We start from the raw sequence: 18,397 nt of genomic DNA, 5'->3' as shown, positions 1-18,397 counted from the left end.
TGCTTCACTGGTTTGTCACTGCATCCAAGGTAAGTCATCCGCTCGCCTATCTCCACATTTTATGTTGGTGTCGTAATGATTTAGTTTGAGTGTGGTTGGTCGGGCTGGCAACTCACCGCGGCACGATCTGAAGGTCCGGACTGAGCTGCGCCCGCATAGCCCGGATCCTATCGGTCGCATCGTCCGCAGACATGCCGAGCGTCATCAGGGCCTGAGCGCCGAGCCCAAGCCCCGCAGCATAGTTTTCGGGAAAGACATGTGCCGCGCCCGCCTGCGCCAGCTCACCCAGATGCGCATCGTCGCGGAGGCTGGCGATCACATGGATCGCGGGGTTCAGGCGCTTGGCTTCGCGAATGATGCGCACCGACCGATGCCAATTGTTGACAAGCACGATGATGGCTGCGGCGCGATCGACGCCGGCTGCCTTGAGTATTCCCGCTCGGCTGGCGTCGCCGAAAACCGCTTTATGACCGTCCTGTTGGGCGCGGCGAAGGCGCTCCACGTTTCGCTCGATCGCCAGGTATGGAATTTCGCTCGCCTCGAGTGTGAGCGCGACCAGACGGCCCACGGGGCCGCAGCCGGCAAGCACGACGTGACCCTTGAGCTCCTGAGATGTTGTGCGAACCGCAGTTTCGATCTCCGCGCCGAGCGGATCCCGGCTCCGCAGGATGAGATCTCCGGCCCGGTCGCTCCACTGCGCCAGGATCGGTCCGACGAGCATGCTCGCGGCGATCGCGCCCAGGACGGGCTGGCCGATCGCGGGCGACAGAAGGGCGCTATCGAGCGACCGACCCACGATGAGTAGCCCAAGCTCACCCGAATGCGCCAGAAGCAAGCCGGTCTTGACCGCGCTGCTTGCCGGGAGGCCTGAGAGACGGGTGACGCCAAAGACGACCAGGAACTTGACGACAAGGATCGCGGCCAGAACGAGAAAGGTGACAGCCGGCTGGGCCAGGATCTGCGACCAGTCGACCGACATGCCGATCGTCACGAAGAAGACGCCCAGCAGCAGATCGCGAAATGGCCGGATTTCCTCTTCGAGCTGGTGCCTGAAGTCACTTTCGCCGACCATCATCCCGACTACGAAGGCGCCGATAGGAAGCGACAGTCCGATCTTTTCCGCTGCAAGCGACGCGCCCACAACAAGCGTCAGCACGCCCAGCAGGAAGGTTTCGTCCGGGCCGGATCTCGCGACCCACCCGAGCAAACGGCCAAGCGTGCGCCGTGCGAGAAGCGCCACGCCCGCCAATGCCACGAAGCTGACACCCATGCGCAGCAGTACCTTTTCCATCTCGACCTCGTTGGCCGCGTCTGGAAGGGCAGCAATGAGCGACAGCAGGATCAAAGCGACCAGGTCCTCAAACAGGACTATGCCGGTCGCAGCCACGCCGTGGCGGCTCGATACCGCGTCGGTGTCGACGAGATGCTTTTGGATGATGGCGGTCGATGACATGGCGATGGCGCCGCCCAGGAGGGCCGCTGGCAGAAGCGGCAATCCTACGAGGAAATGGCTCGCAGCTCCCGCCAGCAGTGTTGCGCCTGCCACGGTTCCGAACCCGAGCCCGATCATGGCGCCCCCGCTGGACAGCAGCCGAGGCACGGAAAATTCAAGGCCAATCACGAACATGAGGAGAGCGATGCCGAGCTCGCCGAAAAAATGGGTGCCTTCGCTGTCGGTTACTGCGCCTATGCCATGGGGGCCCAGGAGCAGGCCGGCGGCGAGATAGCCCAACACCGGCGACAGGCGGAGCCTCGCCAGGATGGCAACTGCCACAAATGCAGCCGCGATCAGAAGGAATGTCTGAGCAAGCTGTTCTTCCATGAATTCAAGAGCCTTATCCAGTCGCTAGTTGGATTTGGGCGTGATGTAGGATGAAAGAGGGAGATGTCATCGGTTGATGCCAGCCACCCGACCTAAAGACGGCACCCGTCAATCATTGTGATGATTTATACATCAAAACTAGCTTTTGAGGGTGGGAAATGATGTGATATATGGGCAAAAGGATGCAAATTCGGAGTAGCATCGGGTCGCGCTAAGGTACGGCAGCTTCGCAAAAGGGGCTGCCGCTTCGGCTCGCAGTCCTTTCTCGACCGATAGCTTGGCAGCTAAGGGGACGGTTCGCCCGCGCTTCCGACATCGCGCTCTCAGGACGCTCGCGACGCTACCGCGTCGTTGCGCGACGTACCTGCGGATCAACCGGCGGCCAGTCGGGCCTGCTCCCTCGCAAGAAGGCTTGGTGCATGGCCGGGGCGTCCGAAGAGATAGCCTTGGACCTGGTCGCATCCCTCAGCCACCAGCAGATCGACGTGCCCACTGGTCTCAACCCCTTCGGCGAGCACAGGGACGCCAAGGCTGTGGCCCAGCGCGAGCACCGCCCTGATGATTGCTCTGGCCTGCGGCCGCTCTTCGGACCCGATGACGAATGATTTGTCGATCTTGATCTTGTCGAAGGGGAACGAGTTGAGCGTATCGAGCGAGGAATAGCCGGTGCCGAAATCGTCGATGGCAATGGCGATCCCCATCGCCTTGAGTCTACGCAAAATATGCAAGACGCGCGGCTTGTCGGCGATGATCGCGGTTTCAGTGATCTCCAGTTCGAGACGCCTTGGTGCGAGTCCGGTCTCCAGAAGGGTCTGGGCCACGCTCTCGGGCAGGCTCGCCTGGCTCAACTGCACGGCGGAGAGGTTGATGGCCACGGTCAGTCCGTCACCCCAGCGGGCCGCCTCCTCACAGGCTTGCCGCAGCACCCACTCGCCAAGCGCCAAGATCTCGCCGGTTTCTTCAGCAACGGGAATGAAGATGTCAGGGGGGACCAGGCCGCGCTTTGGGTGGGTCCAGCGCAGCAGAGCTTCATAGCCGTTTACCCTGTCGTCCTTGAGCGAACGCTGCGGCTGGTAGAGGATCGTCATCTCACCGCGCGCGGCGGCGCCCCGAAGATCGGCCGCGAGTTGCCGGCGTTCGCGCGCCTGCTCGTCCATGCCTTTTTCGTAATAGCAGATCCGCTCGCCTACCGTCCCTTTTGCCCGGTACATGGCCAGATCGGCATGATTGCACAGCTGTTCGCGATCCTGGCTGTCAGCCGGATAGGTTGCGATGCCAAGGCTCGCATGGACGCTCAGATCGTGCGCATTGCCGGCATTGATCGCCGCCAGCCCGGTGCTCAGGCGCGTCACAAAGTCGGCAAGCTCATAATCTTCCCGGTACAGAATTGCGGCGGCGAATTCGTCGCCACCCAGCCGGGCGACATGTTCATTCTCGCGAACCGCGTCCTTGAGCGCTGCGGCGACCATCTTCAATGCTTGGTCTCCGGCTGAATGGCCGCGGCTGTCGTTGATATCCTTGAAATTGTCGAGGTCGACAACGACCAGTCCCAGGCGCGAACCGGCTCGCGCCGTAACGTCCAGATCGCGGTCGACGACATCGTTGAACCTACGCCGGTTGGGCAGGCCGGTCAGGCCATCATGCAGCGCCAGGTGCCGGATTCGTTCTTCCGAACGGCGCTGCTGGGTAATATCGTCAAAGGTGCTCACCCATCCGCCGTCGGGAAGCGCGCGCGAACGTACGCTCACCACCACGCCGGGATATTCCGAGATTGCGGGTGCGTCTCCTGAAGCGCTCAGGGCCTGGTTGAGGTTACGCTCGATTTCTGCTGCGCGCTGCTCGACCTCGGTAACGGGAAGATGGTTGGCAATGCCGGTGCGGATCACTTGTCCCACCGTCATTCCGCATTGGAGCGCATCGCTTCCAAGCCCGTATAGATCCAGGAAACGCTGGTTCCAGAGCAAAAGCCGACCGTCGCCGTCGTATAGGCACAGGCCCTGGTGCATATTCTCAAGGGCTAGGTCGAGTTGGGCCTTCATGCCTTGGACGCGAAGCTGATTCTCGCGTTCCTGTCGGCGCAATTTGATGCCCGTCCGCCGGCTCGTGATCGCCGCCGCCGCGGTCAGAGCGATCGTGCAGGAGACCGCGAGAAATATCCAGAGCGACATGGCGCGGGGAGACATCATGCTGAGGGGGGAGAATTCGCCACGCGACGGGATCAGCGTGATCGCGGTCATGCCGGTAAAGTGAAGCAGGACGACGGCGGCGGTGATCAGACCAGCGGCCGCTGCGCCTTTGGCGAGCGATCTGCCGCGCAGCGCAAGGGGCAGCGCCAAGACTAGCGGGACGATTGCGAACACGGCCGAGGCCGCGACATAATCGGCCTTCCAGCGAATGAGCGCAGGCATTTCGAGCGCCGCCATGCCAAGGTAGTGCATGGCCGTGACGCCGCCGCCCATAACCGAAGCGGCAAGAAGCGAGCCGAGCCAGTGCGGCGCGCGTGTCGCAATGAAGAGGCCCGCTGTCGCGCCTGCCAGCACGACCAAGAGCGAGACCACGGTCTGTTGGACATGATAGCCCATGACGATGCCGGGATCGTAGCCCAGCATCGCGATGAAGTGCGTGGCCCAGATCCCAAGACCGGCAGTCAACCCCGCCATCGTCAGCCACAAGCTGCGCGAACCCGTGTCTGTCCAGGCCGCCTGGCGACACAGGCGAACGGTTGCTGCCGCCGTCAGGAGACAGACTATAGCCGCGAGGATGACCAAGGGCGCGTCATGTTGATCGCGCAGGCAAAAGAGAAAGGGGAACATCGCCAATCGAAACTGGAGGAATTTGAACCGTCCCCATTTCAGAAAGTGATTAACGGAGTTCCGCCTTTTGCGACAAAATGCGTAAAATTCGAACGATACGCGCGAAAGGCTTTCCGCCGGCAGTGCGGTCGCCCATCCTCTTTGCTCTCGCGGACAGGTCCGCGCTCGGAGGCGGACATGCGCATCGCGATCTTTGGCACGCGGAAATACGACCGGCAGTTCCTGACCCAGGCGAACGCGGCCTATGGGTTCGATCTCGATTTCCTTGACGTTGCCTTGTCGCCCACGTCGGCGCAGCTCGCGCGCGGTTTTGACGTCGCCTGCATCTTTGTGAACGATATCGCCAACCGGCAGGTGCTCGAGATGTTGGCCGAAGGCGGGGTGGGTCTCGTCGCGTTGCGCTGCGCAGGCTATAACAATGTCGATCTCGTGGCGGCCGAGACGCTCGGTCTCGCCGTAGTGCGGATGCCGGGCTACTCGCCGCACGCGGTTTCCGAATTCACGATCGGTCTCCTGCTGGCGCTCGATCGCAAGATCCACCGCGCATGGTCCCGAGTTCGTGAGAACAATTTCGCGCTCGATGGCCTTGTCGGCCGTAACCTGCACGGACGTGTCGCCGGCGTCGTGGGAACGGGACAGATTGGCGGGCTTGTCGCTCGATCCTTGCGGGCTGGCTTCGGCTGTGAGGTCCTGGCCAGCGATCCTGTCGTTGACGAAGCGCTCGTCGCAATCGGCGTGCGCTATGTCGAGCGCGAGGACCTGCTTCGCGAAGCGGATATTATCACCTTGCACTGCCCGCTCACGCCCGAGACCCGCCATCTGATCGATGGCAGCGTCCTGGCGACAGCGCGGCCCGATCTGGTTCTGGTCAATACCAGTCGCGGTGCGCCTATCGACAGTGCCGCGCTGATCGAGGCGCTCAAGGCGCGCCGGCTGGGCGGTGTTGCGCTCGATGTCTATGAGCAGGAGGCGGGCATCTTCTTCGACGATCTTTCCAGTGAGATCATCGACGACGACATCCTCCAGCGCCTGCTGACATTTCCCAATGTCCTGATGACGGGCCACCAGGCCTTCCTCACCGAAGAAGCGCTGACAGCTATCGCTGAGACCACCTTGGAAAGCATCCGCGCTTATTCCGCCGGCGAGCCGCTGTGCCACCAGTTGCGCCATCAAGCCACTCGGCCGGGGGCTGGATAAGCGTGCGACGGCTCATTGTGTCCGGGATCCACCCCGTCCACCTATGTCCGATAAATATGATTCTCGGACATAGGATTTACGCCGGGAGTGGGCTCTGCTAGGCTGATCGCGATGGCACGCGACCTGCTTCCATTATCGATCAATCTTCCCGCCGATCTTCTCGCGGAAATTGGGGGTGCGCGCGAAACGCTGGCTGCTGCAAAGGCCAGCTCGACCCAAAAAGCGTATGCCAGCGACTGGGAACGCTTCTGCGCATTCTGCGATGCGCGCAACGTCGAGGCATTGCCCGCCCACCCCGACATCGTCGCGCTTTTTGCCCATGTCGAGGCCGAAGCTGGTATTGCGCCCGTCACGATCGGACGCCGCGTTGCGGCGATCAATCATCACCATAAAGAGGCTGACTTCGCTTCACCCACGGCGCGCGACGCGGCCGGCATCATTGCCCAGATGATGGCGGGCGTTCGCCGACGCTATGCGCGCAAGAAGGTCCAGAAGGCGCCGGCGGAGGCTGATGTCCTCAAGGCCATGCTCGCCACGATAAAGGGCAATGGTTTGCGAGCCGTTCGGGACCGCGCGATCCTGGCGATCGGCATGGCCGGAGCGTTCCGGCGTTCTGAGCTGGCCGCGATGCAGCTGGGCGATCTCGTCTTCACCGCCAAGGGCGTTCGCATTACCATCCCGAAATCGAAGCGCGATCAGGAAGCACTCGGACAAGTTGTGGCCATCCCCGAGGGCCGGGTGATACAGCCGATCCGGCTCTTGAAGGCCTGGATGTCCGTCGCCGCCCTCGACGGCGCTGATAGGAAGGCCGGCGAGGCACAGCAGGCGCCTCTTTTTCGGCGGCTGACCCGGTTGGACGGGCTTACCGATCAACCGATGACCGACAAGACGGTCGCGCGGCTCGTCAAGGCCTGCGCGACTGCGGCAAGCCTCGATCCTGCCCTCTACTCAGGCCATTCACTTCGCGCGGGGTTTCTCACAGAGGCAGCATCCCAGCGCGCCAATCTCTTCAAGATGAAGGACCACAGCCGGCACAAGTCGCTCGATACGGTCGCGGATTATGTGCGCGACGCTGCGATGTTCGATGACCACGCGGGCGACAAGTTTCTGTAAATGCTGCTGTTCACCGATCTTCTCGAAAAGGCCGGGCTTGACCCGGCCGATGTTCGCCTCCTGCGGCACCAGACCAAGGCGTCGACGGGGCGCACGCCTTATGGCCTGTGGCGCGACGACCGACCGGCCTTCGAGGATTATCAGAGCGTCCAGACCGCCGGAAATCGGGCCAGCCTGGCCGCGCCGATCTGGGCGAGCTTTGTCGCGCCGCCGACAGGAGGCTCGTTGTTTGCCGGAATCTACACGGCGGAGCATATCGGCGCCGCGCCTCCAGGCTGGCTGGACCCGCTCCACCAAGTCGCCGGCGTCACCTTGACCGCCGATACGCTCGACCAATACCGCACGGCGCTCACCTCGCATCTGGAGCCCTATATCGGTCGGCTCTGGATTGAATGGGGCGCGGGCGCGCGCAAAGGGGTGCAGCGTCCCGACCGTCAGAACAAGCCGATCATCGAGCTCACGCGCGCATTTCGTGAAGACGCCTTTCCCGGGTACACGCACTTCGTGACGAACGTATCGCAGGTGCAGAGCCTGCCGGCGACATGGGTGTCAGCGCTGCGGGCCGCACGCGGAATTTACCTTCTCACCTCAGCCAAAACGAAAGAGCAATATGTAGGCTCGGCGACAGGTGAAGGCGGGTTTTTCGGCCGCTGGATGAATTACGCTCAGGACGGTCATGGTGGCAATCTTTGCCTGAAGAGCAGCGAGCCAGGCGACTATCAGGTCAGCATCTTGGAAGTCAGTGGATCGGCGGCGACTGTCGACGAGATTCGGAGCATCGAGCAACTCTGGAAACGCAAGCTCCAAAGCCGCGAAATGGGACTCAATCGAAATTGAAGTTGCTGCCCGGCCATTGTGCTGCAAGCCATGGCCGTTCTGAATCACCCCGTTCGTCTGCACGCTAATCGGTGGCGTGATCGACAAAGGGCGCAAGGCAACGGCAAGCCGATATCGTTGAGCATGGCGAGCGCTGAACCCCACCAGCGGGTCTGCCGCATCCGGATGGGAACCTGCGGCGCTGGTTTTACGTCATTAGGATATTCAAAACGCTTTGAAGTGATTTTATACTGGTTAAGCCGAGGCAGAGCCTGGCCGCGTCGCGACAGCTGCGGGCCCTGGACACAGGACCCACGCAGACTGGCCGGCGGCAAGGTTCGCCCGCCAAACAGGTAATTGCGTGAAGAGCCATGACAGACATTGCACTCAAGAACGCCGTTATTCCGGCGCCGGCCAGTGAGGATGGACTGAACCGGTATCTGGCGGAGATCAGGAAATTCCCGATCCTCTCGCCCGAAGACGAATATATGCTTGCCAAGCGCTTCAAGGAGCATGGCGATCCGGAAGCGGCCGCCAAGCTCGTGACCAGCCACCTTCGCCTGGTTGCGAAGGCGGCAATGCGCTACCGGGGCTACGGCCTGCCTGTTGCCGACCTCATTGCGGAAGGCAATGTCGGCCTGATTCAGGGGGTCCGGCGATTCGACCCTGATCGCGGTTTTCGTCTTGCGACCTATGCGCTGTGGTGGATCAAGGCCTCGATCCAAGAATTCATCCTGCGCAGCTGGAGCATGGTCAAGCTCGGCACGACGGCCGCGCAAAAGCGCCTGTTCTTCAATCTCCGCCGGATCAAGAACTCCCTCCAGGCCTATGACGACACCGATCTGAAACCTGATCAGGTCCGCCAGATCGCCGACACGCTCGGGGTCTCGGAAACCGAAGTCACCAGCATGAACCGGCGGATGATGCAGGGCGGCGACGCCTCGCTCAACGTGCCGCTCGGGGAAACGGGCGAGGATCAGTGGCAGGACCTGCTGACCGACGACAGTCCGCTCCAGGACGAGGCGCTTGCCGGCGCGCAGGAGCGCCAGCGCCGCCAGAACATGCTGTTCGAGGCGCTCGGCACGCTTTCCGACCGCGAGCGGGATATCCTGGTCCAGCGTCGTCTGATCGATGAACCCAAAACGCTCGAGGATCTGAGCCTCGTCTATAAAGTGAGCCGTGAGCGCGTCCGCCAGATCGAGGTTCGGGCCTTCGAAAAGCTCAGCCGCGCCATGCACCGGATCGATGATGAGCAGCGCATCGCGAAACTGGGCGGACGCAGGGAGAACCAGGCACGCAAAGGCCATTGACCGCGGGCGGATGCACAGAGGGTGCCACCCGCCTCACCTCCCCTCTCGGGCGCTTTGCCTGCCTCCGCCGCTAGTAGCGGGCCGATATCTCGATGCCCCAGGTGCGGGGCTCGGCCGGAATGAACGTCGGGTAGCCGAACGAGCCGCCGACATTCCCGGCGTCGAGCAGGTAGCGCCTGTCGGTAAGGTTGCGCACGAACCCGGCAATCTAGAGGCGGTCGCTCCACAGGCGCGCTCCCGCCCGAGCGTTGATCAGGGTCACTGCGGACTGGCTGATGGCCTCGCTATTGGGCAGTTCGAAATAGAGCTTGGAGCGGTAGGTGACGTTCGGCGCGGCAAAGAGGCTGACGACATCTGATACGGGGTGTTCGATCATCTATCCCTGCCGACGCCTGCCAGCGGGGCTGGAGCCGAAAGCGATCGCCAGCATAGATACCGTTGGCAGGCCGATCGTCGATCCGCGCGCCCGTGTAAGCCATGTTGCCAAAGAAGCGAACGCCCCGGACCGGACGCACGTCCAGTTCCGCCTCGACGCCCGCATTGCCCGCCGACCCGGCATTGTCGATGCGGACCGCGCCGCTCGAGACATCGATGACAGTGACCTGGAAGTTGCGATAGCGGTCATAATAGACCGAAACCGCGCCACTGATGGCGCCGCGCGCGATCTTCAGACCCGCCTCGTAGTTCCAGACCGTCTCGGCCGGGACGATCGACAGGTCGGGTACAGGCCCCGTCGCAGCCGAAAGCTGCACAGCGGGTGAGCGACGGCCTTGCGAGATGGTGGCGAACAGCGTGCTCGCGGGCGACAGATGATAGACCAGGCTGAAGCGCGGAAGGAGAGCGGTAAAGCTGCGCTTGGCGGTATAGGTGGCCCCGGCCGTGTCGACAAGTGGCAGCAGCGGGCGGCCGTAGAGCGGCGCATTGGGCTGCTGCGCGGTATAGCCCGAGCGCCGGTCCTCGATCAGCAGCCGAGCGCCGGCTAGAAACTCCAGACGCGGCGCTGCCTTCCAACTCACATCGCCGAACAGCGACCAGGTCGTATTGCGGCCCGAGTTGCGGTACCAGCTCGAATAGGGAATGACGGTCGCCAGCCCTCGCGACAGAAGCGCGGTTGCCCGCGATGCAGTGACCTGGTTGTTCGCATCGACACAGCCAAGCCCCGGGACCAGATTGGCGGTGCACTGCAGATAGGTGCCGACCTCGGTGGAGAAGGGGACTGTCTGCGATCCGTTTTCGATGAAAGCGTTCCAGCCGAAGATCGCCCGCCATTGAGCGTCACGATATGTGAAACGGCCTTCATGGCTTGCCTGCCAGCCTTTGGCCTGCTCGGCGAATTCCAGATACCATGCTGCCGACCCGTCGGCGTCGAGCACCTCGCGCGAATTGAACCGGCGATAGCCATTGGTCGTCGTGCAGGACCAGCCATCGGCGATGTTCGCGGTCACCGAGAGGTTCACATCATAGACGTGGCGGTCGATCCCGAGCTTATCGCCCCCGAGCACTGCCCCGGACGCTGGCGAGCCACCGAGATAGGCTGCCCCGAAGATACCTTGCGCCGCCGTCGAGCCAAGCCGCCGCGACAGGAAGGGCGTTCCGGAATTGCGCTGCCGGTCGTAGGTAAGAACGAGATTCGCGGAAAGACTCTCCGTCGGCTGAAAATGGAGAGCGCCGCGCAGCCCGAGCTGGTCCTGCGCATAGAGATCATCCTGGCCCGGCGCGAGATTTGGGACGTAGCCATCGCGCTTCTTCCACTGCCCCGCGACGCGAGCGGAGATCCGCTCGGAACCGATGTTGATGAAGCCTTCCTCGCGCGGGGCGCCGAGATTGCCGATGGCGCTCGTGAGGCCGGCCGAGAAACCCGGCCGCGCAAGATTGGGGACCAGGCTGACCGCTCCGATCGTGGCGGCCGTGCCGAACAACGTCGCCTGCGGTCCCTTGGCAACCTCGATCCGTGCAAGGTCGAAGAGGCCTTGATAGGCGCCGCGCGCGCGGGAGATGTCGACCCCGTTATAGTAGACACTGACGCGCGGCGGCTGCTGCGCGGCGCCATTGTCCGACGTGATGCCGCGGATCACGACACCGGGGCTATGCGGGCTTTGGATCTGGATATTGAGGCCCGGCACATAGGCCGAGAGTTCGCCGATGTCCGTCACCCCGAGCTCGTGGAGGCGCGGCGCGGTCGCGACCGAAAGGGTGATCGGCACTCTAGGTCGCGCTGCTCGATCTTCTGCGCGGTGACGATGATAGGGGCAGCCGCGGCGGTCTGCTCGGCGGCCCGCGCAAGGGCCGGAAAGCTCGACGAGACGAGGGCGATTGTAAGGGCGAGAAGGCGGCGCATGCTGTCTTTCAAAAATCGAAGTGGTTCCAGGGCCGGGTGCTGGCCTTCAGGCATTCACTGCCTTCGCTATCCCGTCGTCGGTCTCGATACGATCACGTCCCAAGGTCTTGGGTCGGTAGCATGCCTGATCGGCGCGGCGCATGAGGTCGGCTAGGCTGTCTCCCGCCTGGTATTGCGCAATTCCCGCGCTGAAGCTGAAAGTGGGCAGGTCGGCCTGGCCATGTTCGCGCGTATGGGCGCGCATGGCCTCGACGATAAGGCCAGCCGCGGGCGCGGAGACCCGATTGAGCAGGATCACGAATTCCTCGCCGCCGGTGCGCGCAAGATGGGCGGACTTGGGCGCCGTACTGCGCAGGATATCGGCAAAGGCCTGGATAACCCGGTCGCCCATATCATGCCCAAAGCAGTCGTTGATCCGTTTGAAATGGTCGAGGTCGATCATCACGGCACAGAGCTGGCGCTTGCCGATTGGAGCCGATGCCAGCAGCGCCTGCGCCTGACGGTCGAAACCGCAGCGATTGAGGAGGCCTGAGAGATGATCGGTCTCCGCCGTGCGCACATATTCCTGAATGGTCGTCTGGATGACGATCAGCAGAACGGTGAGCCCGGCAGCCGTCAGTAGGATGGCCGTGCTGGCTTGGGAATAAAGCGCATAGGCGCTCCCGGCATAGTCTCTTGCGGTTTGTCCCGACCCCAGGGCGGCAGCAACGAAGGGTTTGATGAAAAAGTTGAGACCGCTCAGGAGAAACAGCCCGGCCAGGGTGTGGTTGAGCTGGCCCTTGCCGGTGCGAAAGGCCGTATGGCTGCACAGGAGAATGCCGAGGGCCAAGGGCAGCTGGAAGGCCAGCTCATAAATGAGATCGTCTCGCGTCCCGCCCCAGATCGCAATGCGCGTGATCAGGCCCAGCACGGCAAGAGTGGCGATCGCTGTCCAGGGTGGGCGCTTGCGATGAAAGATGCTGAGCGCGGCCGCCATGGCGAGGAAACCGCCCAACAGCGCCATGTAGCTCGCCAGCATGAAGGGCGCGGGATAATCGGTCAGCCGGATCGCAATCTCGCTGATCGGCGTCACCATGCCCAAAAGGTAGCTGACCCCGAACGCGATGACCGGACGTTGTCCCCGACTGATGCGGGCGATCAGGAAATAGCTGAGCGCAAAGAGGCCTGCCACCACCGCATTGACGATCAGCAGAACCACTGCCCATTCATACGCACACGAACCCTTTGCCTTGCGGCAAGGGTAAGCGAGTCTGGTTAACATTATCCTGATCCCGCAGTGTTCGGCCTACGTGCGCAGCTCCCGTTTTCGCGGGATCCCGATGGGTGATCGCCAGAGACTAAATCCGCAGGTTCAGTGAGCCCAAATTTCTTCAGACCTCTGTTTCCTTTCCTTTTTTATCTCTTGAATCTGCGTTTGCCGAAATTACGTCTGGGGTGCCGGACGCCGTTCGGGTCCGGTTGGACATAGAGAGCGTCGGCTCTACTGTACCGGCGCTTCTCATGCCCAAATTGCTCAACCGGAGGATTTGGAAATGAGAACCAATTTTGACTTTGCGCCCTATCGGCGCTCCACCGTCGGCTTCGACCGACTCTTCGATCTGCTCGAGACGGGCATGCGGGGCGATGGCTCCGATGGCTATCCACCGTTCGACATTCTGCGGAACGGCGAGGACAGCTATCAGATCACGCTCGCCCTGGCGGGTTTCCGTCCCGAGGACGTCGAGGTCGTGGCGCAGCAGAACCAGCTCACCGTCACGGGCAAGCGCGCCGATGACGACGGCAAGAGCGAGTATCTGCACCGCGGCATTGCCGCGCGGGCCTTCGAACGCCGCTTCCAGCTCGCCGATCATATCGAAGTCGGCGAGGCTTCCTTCGACAATGGTCTTCTGACCATTGCCCTCAAGCGCGTCGTGCCCGAGGCGATGAAGCCCCGGCGTATCGCGATCGGCGGGTCGTCCCCCGAGCCCGCGCAGATCGAGACGCAGCACCAGGAAGCCAAGGCGGCCTGATCTCGCGCTCCAAGTGGTTCTGCCGGCGTCGTTCCTTCGGAAACGGCGGCCGGCAGGCCATACCCCACAATCCAGCCTCAAAAGGAGATGATCATCATGTCTCTTCGTGATCTCATTCCCTGGAGCCGGCAGGAAAACCGGCTACCCGCGGTCGTAGGCGCTGAGCCGGAGCGGGATCGGACCACCCATCCGCTCATGTCGCTTCACCGCGATGTGAATCGCCTGTTCGACGATCTGTGGCGGGGCCTGCCGTCGTCGCTCACGGCCTTGGGCCATGTCATCGACTATCCGCGTATCGAACTCAGCGAAACCGACGAGGACATCCGCGTCACGGCCGAACTGCCCGGCATGGACGAGTCGCAGGTCGATCTCTCGATCGCGGACGGCGTCCTCGCCTTGAAGGGCGAGAAGAAGTCCGAGCTCGAGGACAAGGATCGCGGCTATTCGGAACGGAGCTATGGCCGGTTCGAACGGCGGATTCACCTGCCCAAGGGCGTGGAACCCGACAAGGCGCAGGCCAGCTTCAGCAACGGCGTGTTGACCGTCACCATCCCGCGCAAGGAGGGAGACGTCGACAGCGTCCGGCGCATTCCGATCAACAAGAACTGACCAGGAAGAGAGGGCGGCCTGATCGGGCCGCCCTCATCTTGGAGGATAGGATGGCAACGCAACCAAGTCTGACCAGTCCGCTACCCGCCGCCCCCGGGGTGCGGCCGACTCCCAAAGGGGCCAACGACAATGAAGATGCGATCGCCATGCAGCCGACATGGCAGCGCTATACCAGCGCGCTGCCGCCTGATGCGCAGGCGATCATCGAGCCCGATCCCTATGCCGACCACCCCGGGCGCGCGCGGCGGGGCCGCTGGCGGATGCGCTTTAGGGAGCGGTTCGCGCCCTTGCCCGATCCGCTGACGGGATGGACCGGGGCAGGAGATCCACTCTCTTCCCTGATGCTCGAATTTGCCACGCGCGAGGCTGCGGAGGCCTATTGCCGTGGGCGCGGGCTAAGCTTCATCACCCATGACAAGCCCCGCCGGCGCCCCGTCCAGCCCGCCCTTCAGGCCTTCCAGCTTAGTGCCATGGCGCCGCTTTGCTGCTGGCCCACGGGGCCCCATGCCCGCTGTTGTGGAAACTATCCAGTGCTTGCAGACCCCGGCCCCATTCAAGGCAGAGGCACCGCAGCCGATCCGCATCACCACGCGGGCCTGTCATGAAGCGTGGGGGGCTTTTTATCGGCGCCCTCGGCTGTGCCTTGCTGGCTGACCTCTTGTTCGGCTGGGGGTTCTCATGGGGCGGCGCAGCGCGGGATATCCCTCCCGTTCCCGCAGCAGAGCCGGTGCCGATCAGCCGACTCACCGTCGCTCCGCTGGTCAAGCGCATCTCGCCGGCAGTGGTGAACATCGCGGTGGCCTATCCCTCCCCCTATGCGCAAAATCCCCTGCTTCGCGATCCCTATTTTCGCCGTCATTTCGGGGTCCCGGACGTGGCGCTCGAGCCGCGCCTGTCCGCCGGCTCGGGGGTCATCGTCGATGCCGCACGCGGGCTGGTTCTGACCAACGCTCATGTCGTCAAGGACGGCCTCATGATCGTTGTCATGCTCCAGGACCAGCGCAAGCTGGAAGCCCGGCTGGTCGGCGTCAGTCCCGACGCGGACATCGCGGTTTTGCAGATTCCGGCTCGGAACCTGAAAGCCGCGCCGCTTGCCAGTGCCGATACCGCCGAGGTCGGCGACTATGTCGTCGCAGTCGGCAATCCCTTCGGCCTCGGGCAAACCGTCACGGCAGGGATCGTCAGTGCGCTGGGCCGCGGCCTGACGCCGCAAAGCCCGGTCGGCCTCATCCAGACCGATGCACCGATCAATCCAGGCAATTCCGGAGGGCCGCTCATCAACATGCGCGGTGAGGTTATCGGAATCAGGCCCAGTCGGCCCGAAGCTGCGATTTTGGTCATCTTGGAGAACACGTCGGGAACGGGCTGGTTGTTGTTGACGATCGCCCATGCGAGGAACGACGTTCCGCTCCGATAAGGGAGCGGCGTTATGAGCCTTGGCGTTTCGAGTGGGGATCTGATCGGCTCCTGGAGCCTGAGTTTTTCGGACATCGCGTTCGTGACCGGCAAAGCGGAGACGGCACGACTGGGATTGGCGGTTCAGCTTAGATTTTTCGCCGGGCATGGCTTCTTTGTGCCGGATCATGCGTCGATACCCTCCGACGGTGTCTTGTATCTGGCGGAGCAACTTGGTCTCGATGCCAAATCCGTGAACCACTATGATTTTTCCGGGCGCACCGCCCGCCGGCATTGCGCGGAGATTTTGCGGCATCTCGGGTTCCGCCGTATGACGCAGACGGATCGCAGGGCGTTGTCGAGGTGGATTTCCGACGATCTTTGTGCGGGCGGGCAGCCGATCAATGCCATGCTCGAGCATGTTTTCCTGTGGTGCCGCGACCGCCGTATCTATGGGCCGTCGCGCAAGGAGCTGGAACGCCTCGTCCGTTCGCAACGACACCTCTATCTGGAGGCCCTGTTGGCCCGAGTCCGCGATCGGCTTGCGCCGGATGCGGTCGCCTTGCTGGAAGCCTCGCTCGCCGATCCCGATGGCCCGACCGGCTTCAACACGATGAAGGGGGATGCAGGTCAGGCGACGCTCGAAAACATTCTTGGCGTGACCGCCAAACTCGCCTTTATCCAACGGCTTGCTCTTCCCCGAGATTTCCTATCGGTCACGGGCAAGGCATGGGTCGATCAGATCGTTCGCCGGGTTGCCGGCGAGAAAGCCTCGGAGATGCGCCGGCATGTACCGGCGCGCCAGCTCGGGCTCTATGCCGTTTATCTGATGGCGCGGGAAGCTCAGCTTACGGATGCGATGGTCGACCTGCTGATCGAGACGGTCCATAAGATCGGATCGCGCTCGAAACGCAAGGTGGTGGGCGATATCGCGAAAGACATCGAGCGGGTCTATGGCAAGGAGCGACTCCTGGTCGAGATTGCCAGCGCTTCGATCGACGATCCATCCGGGCGCATCTGCGATGTCATTTTCCCAATCGCCGGCAAGGACAAACTGGCGGCGATCATCAAGGAAAGCCAGGCAAAGGGCGCCTTGGATCGGCGGATCTACAAGGTGATGCGGAGGTCATGGGCCAATCATTATCGCCGTATGCTGCCAAGCCTGCTTTCGGCACTGGAGTTCCGGTCGAACAACGCCGTGTGGCGTCCGGTGCTGGCGGCCCTGGACTGGATCAGAAGCAAAGTGGATGATGGATGCCGCTACGTGCCGCCGCACGCAGTGCCGGTCGACGAGGTCATTCCGGCGAGATGGCGCAGTTCCGTCATTGATGAAGAGGGGCGCGTAAACCGGATCAGTTATGAGCTTTGTGTCCTCGCGCAACTGCGCGATCGCATCCGTTCTAAGGAAATCTGGGTTGTCGGGGCGGACCGATACCGCAATCCCGATGACGATCTTCCCAAGGACTTCGATGCGCGGCGAGAAGCATATTACACAGGATTGAACCTGACGGCGGATGCGCGTGCATTTTCAAGCGCCATCCGGGAAGAGCTTGCTCAGGAACTGTTGCTCCTCAATGCCAATATTCCCCGGAACGACAAGGTTCGGCTGCTGTGGCGCGGCGAGAACCGTATATCTCTCACCCCGTTCAAACCCTTGCCCGAACCCAGGGGTCTCGCCTCGATCAAGACCGAGATCGGCCAACGCTGGCCGATGACCGGGCTGCTCGACGTACTGAAGGAGGCTGCCCTTGATACGGGACTTCTCGAAGCGTTCGAAACATCGGCCTCGCGTGTTGCACTGCCGAAAACCGCGCTGGATCAACGTCTCCTGCTATGCCTCTACGGCCTGGGAACGAATGCCGGGCTCAAGCGGATCGCCGGCGCCACCCCCGATGTCAGCTATGAAGAGCTGCTGCATGTCCATCGCCGCTTCGTTCATGCCGCGGCGCTCAAGGAGGCGTGTGCCAGGGTTGCGAATGCGACCCTGGCAATCCGCAATGCTGCAGTCTGGGGGGACGCCGGCACGGCCTGTGCGTCAGATTCCACAAAGTTCGGAGCCTGGGATCGCAACCTGATGACGGAATGGCATGCGCGTTATGGTGGACGGGGCGTCATGATCTACTGGCATGTCGAACGACGCGCGACATGCGTCTATTCCCAGCTCAAGCGCTGCTCTTCCTCCGAGGTCGCCTCCATGATCGAGGGCGTGCTGCGCCATTGCACCGACATGGAAATCCAGCGACAATATGTTGATAGTCATGGCCAAAGCGCGGTTGGCTTTGCATTTTGCCGGCTTCTCGGATTTGAGCTTGCACCCCGCCTGAAAGCGATCGCTCGCCAGAAGCTGGCTCTTCCCGATGTCGGCATGCGAACGCGGCTTCCCCACTTGCAGCCGATCCTCTCCAGTCCGATCAACTGGGATGAGATCGAGCAGCAATATGACGAGATGGTCAAATATGCAGCCGCGATGCAGACAAAAACCGCCGACCCGGAGGCGATCCTGCGCCGGTTTAGCCGCTCCGAGGTGATGCACCCGACCTACAAGGCGTTGAGTGAGCTGGGCCGCGCGGTCAAGACGATCTTCCTGTGCCGGTATCTGCGCGAGGAGTCCTTCCGCCGCGAAATTCATGAAGGCCTGAATGTCGTTGAAAACTGGAACAGTGCCAATGGGTTCGTTTTCTTCGGCAAGGGCGGCGAGATCGCCACTAACCGCATCGATGAGCAGCAGCTCTCGGTCCTGGCGCTACATTTGCTGCAAGCGTCGCTTGTCTATGTGAACACCCGAATGCTTCAGAGCGTGCTGGTGGAACCGAAATGGACGGGCCGGATGACGCCGGATGATTATCGCGGCCTCACACCGCTGATTTACAGCCACGTCAATCCTTATGGCCGCTTCGACCTCGATCTGAATAGCCGGATCGATTTTGGGCGGCTTGCTGCCTGACCGGGGCCTTTCCGCTCGCACCATTTGGGTG

General features: G+C 62.4%; 14 protein-coding genes. 9 read left to right on the top strand and 5 right to left on the bottom strand.

Annotation, left to right across the window (positions count from 1 at the left end; all coding sequences use genetic code 11):
* Nucleotides 1-112: 112 nt before the first annotated feature.
* Together SAMIE_RS20970 and SAMIE_RS20965 are read right to left on the bottom strand one after the other, a co-directional pair.
* Nucleotides 113-1,822, bottom strand: a complete 1,710-nt coding sequence (locus tag SAMIE_RS20970; protein WP_066702614.1) for a cation:proton antiporter domain-containing protein — start codon at nt 1,820-1,822, stop codon at nt 113-115.
* Nucleotides 1,823-2,193: 371 nt separating this feature from the next.
* Entirely contained in the window at nt 2,194-4,635 is a 2,442-nt protein-coding gene (locus SAMIE_RS20965) for a bifunctional diguanylate cyclase/phosphodiesterase (RefSeq protein WP_066702611.1), read from the bottom strand.
* A gap of 177 nt (nt 4,636-4,812) precedes the next feature.
* Between SAMIE_RS20965 and SAMIE_RS20960 the strand changes: the two genes are divergently transcribed.
* From SAMIE_RS20960 to rpoH, 4 genes are all read left to right on the top strand, one after another.
* Complete coding sequence (locus tag SAMIE_RS20960) at nt 4,813-5,832, top strand: 2-hydroxyacid dehydrogenase (RefSeq protein ID WP_066702607.1); 1,020 nt, start codon at nt 4,813-4,815, stop codon at nt 5,830-5,832.
* 111 nt (nt 5,833-5,943) lie between these two features.
* Complete coding sequence (locus SAMIE_RS20955; protein ID WP_066702604.1) at nt 5,944-6,945, top strand: site-specific integrase; 1,002 nt, start codon at nt 5,944-5,946, stop codon at nt 6,943-6,945.
* Complete coding sequence (locus SAMIE_RS20950; RefSeq protein ID WP_066702598.1) at nt 6,946-7,782, top strand: GIY-YIG nuclease family protein; 837 nt, start codon at nt 6,946-6,948, stop codon at nt 7,780-7,782.
* Between the two features lie 350 nt (nt 7,783-8,132).
* On the top strand, nt 8,133-9,071 hold the full coding sequence (gene rpoH, locus SAMIE_RS20945) for an RNA polymerase sigma factor RpoH (protein WP_066702595.1): 939 nt from the start codon (nt 8,133-8,135) through the stop codon (nt 9,069-9,071).
* A 70-nt stretch (nt 9,072-9,141) separates the two neighbouring features.
* On the opposite strand, the gene SAMIE_RS24015 is transcribed toward rpoH, so the two are convergent.
* The 3 genes from SAMIE_RS24015 to SAMIE_RS20935 form a co-directional block, all read right to left on the bottom strand.
* On the bottom strand, nt 9,142-9,267 hold the full coding sequence (locus SAMIE_RS24015) for a hypothetical protein (RefSeq protein WP_267886522.1): 126 nt from the start codon (nt 9,265-9,267) through the stop codon (nt 9,142-9,144).
* Between the two features lie 88 nt (nt 9,268-9,355).
* The gene (locus SAMIE_RS20940) at nt 9,356-11,275 is read right to left on the bottom strand and encodes a TonB-dependent receptor (RefSeq protein WP_232037456.1); all 1,920 of its coding nucleotides are present in this window, start codon (nt 11,273-11,275) and stop codon (nt 9,356-9,358) included.
* Between the two features lie 180 nt (nt 11,276-11,455).
* Nucleotides 11,456-12,607 (bottom strand): GGDEF domain-containing protein, encoded by a 1,152-nt coding sequence (locus SAMIE_RS20935; RefSeq protein WP_232037455.1) that lies wholly within the window; start codon nt 12,605-12,607, stop codon nt 11,456-11,458.
* A 334-nt stretch (nt 12,608-12,941) separates the two neighbouring features.
* Between SAMIE_RS20935 and SAMIE_RS20930 the strand changes: the two genes are divergently transcribed.
* The 5 genes from SAMIE_RS20930 to SAMIE_RS20910 all read left to right on the top strand — a co-directional run bounded on the left by SAMIE_RS20930 (nt 12,942) and on the right by SAMIE_RS20910 (nt 18,366).
* The gene (locus tag SAMIE_RS20930) at nt 12,942-13,418 is read left to right on the top strand and encodes an Hsp20 family protein (RefSeq protein ID WP_008829907.1); all 477 of its coding nucleotides are present in this window, start codon (nt 12,942-12,944) and stop codon (nt 13,416-13,418) included.
* Nucleotides 13,419-13,514: 96 nt separating this feature from the next.
* Nucleotides 13,515-14,027 (top strand): Hsp20/alpha crystallin family protein, encoded by a 513-nt coding sequence (locus SAMIE_RS20925; protein WP_066702638.1) that lies wholly within the window; start codon nt 13,515-13,517, stop codon nt 14,025-14,027.
* Between the two features lie 50 nt (nt 14,028-14,077).
* Nucleotides 14,078-14,632, top strand: coding sequence for an NADH dehydrogenase ubiquinone Fe-S protein 4 (locus SAMIE_RS20920; protein WP_083952596.1), 555 nt, complete (start codon nt 14,078-14,080; stop codon nt 14,630-14,632).
* Nucleotides 14,633-14,754: 122 nt separating this feature from the next.
* Complete coding sequence (locus SAMIE_RS20915) at nt 14,755-15,444, top strand: trypsin-like peptidase domain-containing protein (protein WP_232037454.1); 690 nt, start codon at nt 14,755-14,757, stop codon at nt 15,442-15,444.
* Nucleotides 15,445-15,456: 12 nt separating this feature from the next.
* Nucleotides 15,457-18,366 (top strand): Tn3 family transposase, encoded by a 2,910-nt coding sequence (locus tag SAMIE_RS20910; RefSeq protein WP_006961814.1) that lies wholly within the window; start codon nt 15,457-15,459, stop codon nt 18,364-18,366.
* Nucleotides 18,367-18,397 lie beyond the last annotated feature (31 nt).

It is taken from the genome of Sphingobium amiense, from assembly GCF_003967075.1.
Lineage (GTDB): Bacteria > Pseudomonadota > Alphaproteobacteria > Sphingomonadales > Sphingomonadaceae > Sphingobium > Sphingobium amiense.
This window is presented reverse-complemented; position numbering and strand designations above follow the sequence as displayed.

Bases quoted from the DNA above. Each gene is read 5' to 3' on its own strand.
- SAMIE_RS20910 (WP_006961814.1), top strand. From the start codon at position 15,457: ATGAGCCTTGGCGTTTCGAGTGGGGATCTGATCGGCTCCTGGAGCCTG.
- rpoH (WP_066702595.1), top strand. From the start codon at position 8,133: ATGACAGACATTGCACTCAAGAACGCCGTTATTCCGGCGCCGGCCAGT.
- SAMIE_RS20950 (WP_066702598.1), top strand. From the start codon at position 6,946: ATGCTGCTGTTCACCGATCTTCTCGAAAAGGCCGGGCTTGACCCGGCC.
- SAMIE_RS20965 (WP_066702611.1), bottom strand. From the start codon at position 4,635: ATGTTCCCCTTTCTCTTTTGCCTGCGCGATCAACATGACGCGCCCTTG.
- SAMIE_RS20970 (WP_066702614.1), bottom strand. From the start codon at position 1,822: ATGGAAGAACAGCTTGCTCAGACATTCCTTCTGATCGCGGCTGCATTT.
- SAMIE_RS20960 (WP_066702607.1), top strand. From the start codon at position 4,813: ATGCGCATCGCGATCTTTGGCACGCGGAAATACGACCGGCAGTTCCTG.
- SAMIE_RS20925 (WP_066702638.1), top strand. From the start codon at position 13,515: ATGTCTCTTCGTGATCTCATTCCCTGGAGCCGGCAGGAAAACCGGCTA.
- SAMIE_RS20920 (WP_083952596.1), top strand. From the start codon at position 14,078: ATGGCAACGCAACCAAGTCTGACCAGTCCGCTACCCGCCGCCCCCGGG.
- SAMIE_RS20930 (WP_008829907.1), top strand. From the start codon at position 12,942: ATGAGAACCAATTTTGACTTTGCGCCCTATCGGCGCTCCACCGTCGGC.
- SAMIE_RS20955 (WP_066702604.1), top strand. From the start codon at position 5,944: ATGGCACGCGACCTGCTTCCATTATCGATCAATCTTCCCGCCGATCTT.